This window comes from Corallococcus terminator, from assembly GCF_003611635.1.
In the GTDB taxonomy this organism is placed as follows: domain Bacteria; phylum Myxococcota; class Myxococcia; order Myxococcales; family Myxococcaceae; genus Corallococcus; species Corallococcus terminator.
The window spans coordinates 1-5,162 of sequence record NZ_RAVZ01000491.1; the positions used below are offsets into that span (position 1 = coordinate 1).

Genomic DNA, 5,162 nt, shown 5'->3' on the forward strand with positions numbered 1-5,162 from the left:
CCCACCACCAGCAAGGACACCACCCACCCGCCGCGCCAACCCATGCCACACCCCTTACAAAAAGGCCTGGGAGGGAGGGTGTGTCGCGCAAGCGGATGCGCCAAGTGCCCCCGGGTCGGGCCGTGCTCGCCTGCCTGGACCCACGAGGTGTACGGCAGGGCCTCGCACGGGGCGGTCGGTATACTGCGCATCCCCATGAAGACGGACTCGTTGAAAGCGCAGCTCAAGCGCACCTTGCGGCGCGACCTGTGGATCGCCATCGCCCCCGCGACCCTCCTCATCGCGGTCGCGTTCGCGGTGACGTTCTATTTCGTCAAGCCCGCGCCGCCCAAGACGCTGGTGATGGCGCTGGCGCCGGACGAAGGCGGCTTTGGCTACATGGCCAAGCGCTACCAGAAGTTCCTCGCGCAGCACGGGGTGACGCTGGAACTGCGTCCCACGAAGGGCTCCGTCAGCAGCGTGGGCCTGCTGGACGTGGAGGACAGCGGGGTGGACATCGCCTTCGCGCAGAGCGGCACGACGGGTGGCAAGGGCCAGGAGGTGTCGGAGCACGTGGTGTCCCTGGGCAGCCTCTCCTATGTGCCGCTGTGGGTCTTCTACCGGGGCGAGCGCGTGGAGGACGTGCGCGACCTGTCCGGCAAGCGCATCGCGGTGGGGCCGGAGGAGAGCGGCACGCGTGCGCTGGCGATGACGCTCCTGAAGGCGAACCGCGCGGACGCGGAGCCCACGCAGTTGCTGCCCCTGGACCGGGACGCGGCCATCGACGCGTTGAAGAATGGCACCGTGGACGCGGTGTTCCTGGTGGCCCCGGCGGAGTCCCCGCGCATCCAGAAGCTGGCGGCGGTGAAGGACGTGCGCCTCTTGAGCTTCACGCGCGCGGAGGCATACACGCGCCGCTACCCGTACCTGTCGCGCCACGTGCTGCCCCGGGGCGTGTTCGACTTCGCGACGGACGTGCCGGACCATGACGTGCAACTGCTCGCGCCCAACGCGCTGCTCGTGGCGCGCGACACCTTGCACCCGGCGCTCGCGTACCTCCTGATGCGCGCGGCCAGTGAGGTTTCCGGCACGGCGGGCATCCTGGACAAGACGGGGGAGTTCCCCGCGCCGCTCGCCGCGGGCTTCCCGTTGAGCAGCGAGGCGAAGCGCTACTACGCGTCCGGCGTGCCGCTGCTCCAGCGCTACCTGCCGTTCTGGGCGGCGAACCTGGTGGACCGGCTGTGGGTGATGCTGGTGCCCATCATCGCGGTGGTGGTGCCGCTGATGCGCGCGGTGCCGGCGGTGTTCCTCTGGCGGGTGCGCTCGCGCATCTTCCGTTGGTACGCGCGGTTGAAGGAGATTGAAATCCAGTTGGAGGAGGACCCGGATCAGGAGCTGCTCCAGGCCATGCTCAAGCGGCTGGAGGAGGCGGAGCGCGAGGTGAACCGCATCGCGGTGCCGCTCGCCTACCAGGAGAACCTGTACTTCTTCCGCGAACACCTGGACATCGTGCGCCGCCGCCTCACCCGCAGGCTGGCGGACGCGCATGAGCACAAGGACGTCCCGCTCCACGTGACGGCCTGAGGGCGCAAGCCGTGACGGAGGCCCTGGGGGGGCGCGGCGGCGCGCGCGGCGGTGTGAACTTCAGGGGGTGATGCCGAGCATCTCGCGAATCTGCCGGGTCATCTCGATTTCGGCCTCGTGGACATGGCCGTCGCCGGTGATGAGGGCGTGGACGGCCTCGAGGACGGCGTTCGGCTGCTCGCGCAGCACGCCCACGTTCGGGGGAGGTAGCGGCTTTCCCTCCTGGAGGCAGTGGGTGAGGGCAGCGAGCTCCGAGAGGGGGACGCTGAAGCCTCGCGCGGTATCGATGATCTGATCGATCTCCTCGCGAGTGACGCGGCCATCGCTGGTCGCCACCTGGAGCAGCAGCTTGATGACCTCGATGTGGAAGTGGGAGTCGGGGTTCGACGGGGTGGCCATGCGGGTTGCGTCCTCCAGGGCGGTCCAGGCTGACCTGCCTGGGGGGGACGCGTCCAGGAGAGTCTCAGGGGCAGGATGGTTGCCGAGCGGGCCAGGGTGTCATGGGTGACATACCTTCCAGGGGGGATGGGCATGGATCCCGGGCCTGCCATGCTTGGGAGGTATTGCAACTCGGGGGCGTACCCATCATGGCCAGGGCTTTGAAGTTCACCTCGCGCGAGCAAGCCTTCCGCGCGGAGATGCATCAGGACCTCATTGGCGTTCGTACCTACGAAGACATCTACAAGGCCATCGAGAGCCGCATCCTCCTGTTGTGTCGGGCGGACCATCTCGCGGTGGGGTTCGCCAACCTGGATGGGTCCGTGGGTCTCCAATGGAAGACGGCGACCGCGATGCCGCTGCTCAAGGATTACACGGAGTGGGCCTCTCGCGACTTCGTGTTCCAGGCCACGGTGGTCCAGCCCAATGTCGTGCTCAATGAGGTGCAGATGCTTCAGGGCCGCGCATTGGAGAGCACGGAAACCTATCAGCGCAGCCGTGACGCGAAGTTGCGATTGGAGCACACGCTGGCGGCCCTGCTTTTCGAAGGACAGCAGGGCCTGAAAGGCGGCATCGCGGTGTACGGCGAGGGCTCTCGTTTCTTCACGCCCCGGGACCAGTGGATGCTCCAGGAACTCCTCCCGTCCATCAAGGCCGCCGTCACGGCCGTGCAGTATCTGTATTCCGTCCGCTTCGAAAGAGACCTCTTGAAGGCGGTCTCAACCGAGCCGGGCGCCACGATGGTGCTGACGGCCCCCGGGCGCGAGCGGGTGCGGACGGACGCGGCCACCCGACTGGTGACGAAGTGGTTCTCACGTGACGACCTTGCTTCTGACGGTGTGCCCAAGAAGTGGGTGACTCACGTGAAGGAGCGGTCCCTCGCGGGGCCTCCGGAACCCGTTTCGACCACCCTGCAGGAGAGTCGAAATGGCGAGTCGTTGCAGGTGACCTTCACGCCGTCCTCGGCCATCGAAGCCGGGCTTCTGACCTGGCAGGTGCGCATCCTGGAGCGGAGCCAGGGGCTGCGGCAGGACTGGGCCCAACAGCTCACCCCGAAGGAGCGCGATGCGGCCGAGTCCCTGCTTCTCGGTGCTACCAACAAGGGCATCGCCCTTGCGATTGGATGCAAAGAGCAAACGGTGAAGAAGCATGTGGCCAGCATCATGCGGAAGGTGAAGGTCGGAAGCCGGGGTGAGTTCATCTCCCAGGGGCGCCGTTCATAGCGCCCGGTCGAAGAACTCGCGCAGGTGCCGCGCGTAGCCCTCGGGGTCCTTCCGGGCGTACTCCCCGTGGGCCGCGTCTGGCACCTCCCACAGTTGTCGGGGCTCACAGGCCGCGCGGTAGAGGCTGGCCCCCAGCTTCTGGGGCCCGTCAGGGTCGCTGCCTCCGTTGATGAGCAAGAGCCCCCGTCCCTCCAACCGGCACATTCCGTCCAACGGCCGCACCGCCCCTACGTCGATGCCGGCCCGGCGCAGCCCCCACAGCACGGCCCAGGTGCTCGCGCCGTAGTGCGAGCCCATGTCCCCCGCGAGGTCCGGGAACGCACCCACTGCCGCCACCGCCTTCACGCGCGGGTCCTCCTGCGCCACCAGCAGGGCCGTCGTCCCCCCCATGGAGAAGCCGAACAGGCCCACCCTTCCTGGCGTTACCTCCGGCCGGGCACGGACGAAGGACAGCGCTGCCCTCACGTCCTCGCGCTCGCTGTCGCCCCAGCCAATCGCGTCGCCGTCGCTCTCCCCCTGGCCGTGCAGGTCGAACAGCAGCACGCCGTGCCCGGACGCCGCGAGGACGCCTGCCTCGAAAAGCAGTTGCGTGCGGTTCGCCGCGAAGCCGTGCACCAGCACCACCGCCGTGCCGTCGCGCGAAGGCCGATACCACCCGCGAAGCACCTGCCCCGCGGACTGGAAGGACACGTCCTCCAGCCCCGTCAGCGCTTCGGGCCCGGACGGGCGCACCACCGGGCTGCGAGAGGGATGCACCAGCGACGCCGCCGTGCGCAGGCCTCGCACCGCGGTGAGCGCCCCAAACCCCACCGCCCCCAGGACCAGCAGCAGCGCGAGGACGCGGACCCACCGGACGCCAGGCTTCTTCGAGGCCACAGGTCAGCTCCGGACAGGCTCGGCGTTGCGCCAGCGCTCCACGAGGTTACGCACGGCCGCTCCCCATTCGGGGTACTCGAAGGTGAAGCCCGCTTCCAGCAGGCGCCCCGGCACCACGCGGCGGCTCTTCAGCAGAAGCTCCGTGTCCGTGCGCATGAAGAACGCGCCCACCTCCAACATCCACTTCATCGCCGGCAGCCCCACGCCCACGTGCGCCGCCTCGCGCAGCTTCGCCATCAGCTCGCGATGGGGCAGGGGATTCGGGGCCGCCAGGTTCACGGGGCCCTCCAGGTCCTCGCGCTCCAGCAGCAGTTGCACGGCGCGCACGAAGTCCTGGTCGTGGATCCACGACACGAACTGCTGGCCGCTTCCCGCCGTACCGCCCAGGCCCCGGCGCGTCAGCCCCAGGAGCACGTCGAAGATGCCCTCGCGGTCCGGGCCCATCACCATCGCGCTGCGCAGCGCCACCTTGCGCGTGCGCGGCGTGTTCGCCTCCCCCAGCGTGCGCTCCCACGCCTGGGCGATGTCGATGCTGCGCTTCCAGTACGCGGGCACGTCCGGCTCATCCCCTCCGATGAGGCCCGTGGCCTCGTCGTTGGGCGCGTCCAGCCGGTGTGCGTAGATGGTCGCGGTGCTCATCTGCAGCCACACGCGCGGCGGCTTCGCGGCCTGCGCGATGGCTTCACCCACCACCCGCGTGGAGTCCACCCGCGAGTCCATCATCTGGCGCAGGTTCTCCTCCGAATAGCGGCAGTTCACGCTGCGCCCCGCCAGGTTGATGACCGCGTCGGCGCCGTCCACCTCCTTCGCCCAGTCCCCCAGCGTGCGCCCGTCCCAGGACACCGTGCGCGCGACACCCCGGCCGCCCCGGCTGATCAGCACCACGTCGTCACCCCGCGCGAGGAAGGCCCGCGCCAGCAGTGCGCCCACCTGCCCCGTGCCACCTGGAATCACGATCTTCACCGTCGACCTCCTGCCGCGTGACGGGCCCGTTGCGAAGGCCCAACGCCCCTGGGGGCCCCCGCATCCTTCGCGCAAGGCCCCGTTCGCTTCCAGGCATAG

General features: G+C 69.0%; 5 protein-coding genes. 2 read left to right on the top strand and 3 right to left on the bottom strand.

What is annotated here, in order from left to right:
* Window positions 1-195 precede the first annotated feature (195 nt).
* The gene (locus tag D7V88_RS38710) at window positions 196-1,563 is read left to right on the top strand and encodes a TAXI family TRAP transporter solute-binding subunit (RefSeq protein ID WP_120545548.1); all 1,368 of its coding nucleotides are present in this window, start codon (window positions 196-198) and stop codon (window positions 1,561-1,563) included.
* Between the two features lie 60 nt (window positions 1,564-1,623).
* On the opposite strand, the gene D7V88_RS38715 is transcribed toward D7V88_RS38710, so the two are convergent.
* Window positions 1,624-1,962 carry a TerB family tellurite resistance protein gene (locus D7V88_RS38715; RefSeq protein WP_120545549.1) on the bottom strand — a complete coding sequence of 113 codons (339 nt, stop codon included), beginning with the start codon at window positions 1,960-1,962 and terminating at the stop codon, window positions 1,624-1,626.
* A 188-nt stretch (window positions 1,963-2,150) separates the two neighbouring features.
* On the opposite strand from D7V88_RS38715, the gene D7V88_RS38720 reads away from it, so the two are divergent.
* The gene (locus tag D7V88_RS38720; RefSeq protein WP_158625253.1) at window positions 2,151-3,224 is read left to right on the top strand and encodes a helix-turn-helix domain-containing protein; all 1,074 of its coding nucleotides are present in this window, start codon (window positions 2,151-2,153) and stop codon (window positions 3,222-3,224) included.
* Here D7V88_RS38720 and D7V88_RS38725 read toward each other — a convergent pair.
* Both D7V88_RS38725 and D7V88_RS38730 read right to left on the bottom strand, forming a co-directional pair.
* A complete protein-coding gene (locus D7V88_RS38725) occupies window positions 3,219-4,100 on the bottom strand; it encodes an alpha/beta hydrolase (RefSeq protein WP_120545551.1) in 882 nt (293 codons plus the stop codon). The genes D7V88_RS38720 and D7V88_RS38725 overlap by 6 nt on opposite strands.
* Before the next feature lie 3 nt (window positions 4,101-4,103).
* Window positions 4,104-5,063: a TIGR01777 family oxidoreductase gene (locus D7V88_RS38730; RefSeq protein ID WP_120545552.1), complete on the bottom strand. Its 960-nt coding sequence runs from the start codon at window positions 5,061-5,063 to the stop codon at window positions 4,104-4,106.
* Between the last annotated feature and the right edge of the window lie 99 nt (window positions 5,064-5,162).

What these genes read in the sequence shown, in the direction of transcription:
- D7V88_RS38710 (WP_120545548.1), top strand. Translation starts at nt 196, where the DNA reads ATGAAGACGGACTCGTTGAAAGCGCAGCTCAAGCGCACCTTGCGGCGC.
- D7V88_RS38720 (WP_158625253.1), top strand. Translation starts at nt 2,151, where the DNA reads ATGGCCAGGGCTTTGAAGTTCACCTCGCGCGAGCAAGCCTTCCGCGCG.
- D7V88_RS38715 (WP_120545549.1), bottom strand. Translation starts at nt 1,962, where the DNA reads ATGGCCACCCCGTCGAACCCCGACTCCCACTTCCACATCGAGGTCATC.